The 2,679-nt window shown below is 72.0% G+C and carries 1 protein-coding gene; it reads left to right on the top strand.

The genetic code is table 11. The features are described from left to right. Positions 1–809: 809 nt before the first annotated feature. Positions 810–2,363 carry an ABC transporter substrate-binding protein gene (locus tag L1885_RS26790; protein ID WP_235799744.1) on the top strand — a complete coding sequence of 518 codons (1,554 nt, stop codon included), beginning with the start codon at positions 810–812 and terminating at the stop codon, positions 2,361–2,363. Positions 2,364–2,679 lie beyond the last annotated feature (316 nt).

The raw sequence follows: 2,679 nt of genomic DNA, 5'->3' as shown, positions 1-2,679 counted from the left end.
CACCGCCCGTGCCCGCTTCCCGGCGGCTGCCCGACGGCTGCCGACGCCCGGCCCGCCCGTGACGTGTCCGTGTGCGACGCAGGGCCGGCGCATGCGCGACGACCGTCCGGCGGCCCGTCCGCGACGGCTGCCCGCTTCCGACGGGACTCCCCGGGCCCGCGGCCGGACCGGTCCCGAAGGTCCCACCAGCCCCGCCGGACCCGGCCGGTTCCACCGGCTCGGCCGGGCCCGGCCGGTTCCACCGGCTCCGCGGGCCCCGGCCGGTTGCGTCGGTCCCGCAGGTCCCGCAGGTCCCGCGCGTCTTCGCCGACTGCTCCTTCCCGCCGCCCACTTGACCCGCTTCGGCGGCTTTGGCCGCATCGGCCCCGCCGCCACGCTGTGAAGACGCTGTGCGCGCCGGTGCCCCCGGACGTGCGCCGGTGGCCATGTGCCCGTCGCCGCCGTGCCGGGGCCCTTCCCGCCGCGCGGTGCCGCGCGTGGAGCGCGGACGCGCCGTGAACGTGCCCGGCCCGAGCCGTCGCTCGGCACGCCGCGATGCTTGGCGCGCCCCGGCCCGGGGCGTCCCGGCGCACCCGCGGCGACACGTCGCGATGGTGCCGGCGTAATGGTTGTGGACTCGCGGTGCCCGAGGCATGATGCGGGGCGGCGCGGACGTGAAGCGTTCCGGACTGCGGCCGGACGGGCGGCCGCGATTGGCCCGACTGCTGCCTGCGTGTCCCTAATCGTTACTTTCATATGTGAAGTTCGTGTGATTGGGTTGCGCCAGCGTGGTCCGGGGTGGGCGCGCAATCCGAGGGGCACAGGAATACATGCGGTCGATCCGTCTCCGAATACTGGTTACCTGCGTGGTGTTGGCCATCATCGGCGTGGGCGGCTGGCAGCTCATGCCGTCCGGTGACGACACCGCGAAGCCGATCAAGGTGGGCACGACGGACATCGTCAGCTCGCTGGACCCGGCCGGGGCCTACGACGCCGGCTCCTGGGCCCTGTTCAACAACATCTACCAGTCGCTGCTGACGTTCAAGCCCAGCTCGACGGTGCCGAGCGGCGACGCCGCGCAGCGCTGCGGCTTCGAGGGCACGGACCTGCTGACGTACAGCTGCACGGTGCGCGACGGCCTCACCTTCTCCAACGGCGACAAGATGACGGGCGCCGACGTCGCGTTCTCCATCGAACGCGTGGTGAAGATCAAGAACGAACAGGGGCCCTGGTCGCTGCTCTCGACGATGAAGTCGGTCGAGGCGAACGGGCAGACCGTGACGTTCCACCTCAAGACGCCCGACGCGACGTTCCCGTCGAAGCTCGCCACCGGCGCCGGTGCGATCGTCGACCGCAAGCAGTACCCGGCTGGCAAGCTGCGCTCGGGCGACACCGCCGTCGGCTCCGGCCCGTACCTGCTGAAGGCGTACCGGCCGGGCGTCTCCGCGACGCTCGTGCCCAACCCGGCCTACCGCGGTGCCGTCGACCAAGCGGACAGCGCCGTCGACGTCGACTACTTCAAGACGCCCGAGGACCTCGACAAGGCCTGGCAGAACAAGCAGATCGACGTCACGCACCGCCAGATGCCGCCGTCGGTCGTCGCGAAGGTCGACGCGAGTTCGAGCGACATGCACGTCACCGAGGTGGCGAGCGCCGAGATCCGCAACATGGTCTTCAACGTCCGCAAGAGCTCGCCGATGGGCAGCACCGCGGTGCGCCAGGCCGTGGCCACGGTCATCGACCGCAACAAGATCACCGCGAACGTGTACGACTCGACGGTCGAGCCGCTCTACTCGATGGTGCCGCAGGGCATCACCGCGCACAGCACCGCCTTCTTCGACACGTACCCGAAGCCCGACGTCGCCAAGGCCAAGTCCCTGCTGGAGGACGCGGGCGTCCACACGCCCGTCGCGTTCACGCTCGCCTACTCGCCGGGCGGCGCCGCCGCGCCGGAGGCGACGGAGATCCGCCGCCAGCTCGACGCCACCGGCCTGTTCGAGGTGAAGGTCGTCAGCAAGGAGTGGACGGCGTTCCAGAAGGGCTACGCGGCCGGCGACTTCGACGCCTACACGATCGGCTGGCTGCCCGACTACCCGGACCCCGACGACTTCGTGGCGCCGCTGGTCGGCAGCGACAACACGTTCCACAACGGCTTCTCCAGCTCCGAGGTCAACGACCTGATCACGGCGACCCAGAAGTACAGCCAGCGCGGACAGGCGTCCGAGGACTTCAAGACGGTGCAGAAGACCGTCGCCGACGACGTGCCGCTGCTGCCGCTGTGGCAGAAGAAGGACTACATTCTGGCGGCGGAGAACATCACCGGCTCGCAGTACCTCTCGGACGGCACCGGCATCTGGCGCCTGTGGGAGCTCGGCCGCATCTGACCCGGCGACAGGGCCCCGTCCCGGGCACGCTCCGCACCACGCGGCGCGTGCCCGCGGCCGATTCGCGCTCCCGGCCCCGGTCCGGGGATGGGTCCGGTTCGGCCCCGGCCCCGGCCCCGGCCCGGGTACGGGTACGGGTACGGCGTCTTCGGCGGTGCGGGCGGCCAGGTCCGGTGCGCCTGCTGCTGTTGCCGCTGCCGCTGCCGCTGCCGCTGCCGCTGCCGCTGCCGCTGCCGCTGCCGCTGCCGCTGCCGCTGCCGCTGCCGTTGCCGCTGTTGTCGGTGGCGCAGGCGCCCCGGGGTCCGGCTACCGCTCG

Origin of the sequence: Streptomyces fuscigenes (assembly GCF_021556455.1) — a bacterium.
Taxonomy (GTDB): Bacteria; Actinomycetota; Actinomycetes; order Streptomycetales; family Streptomycetaceae; genus Streptomyces; species Streptomyces fuscigenes.
The sequence above is the reverse complement of the archived record's forward strand: the minus strand, read 5'-3'. Positions and strand labels throughout refer to the sequence as shown.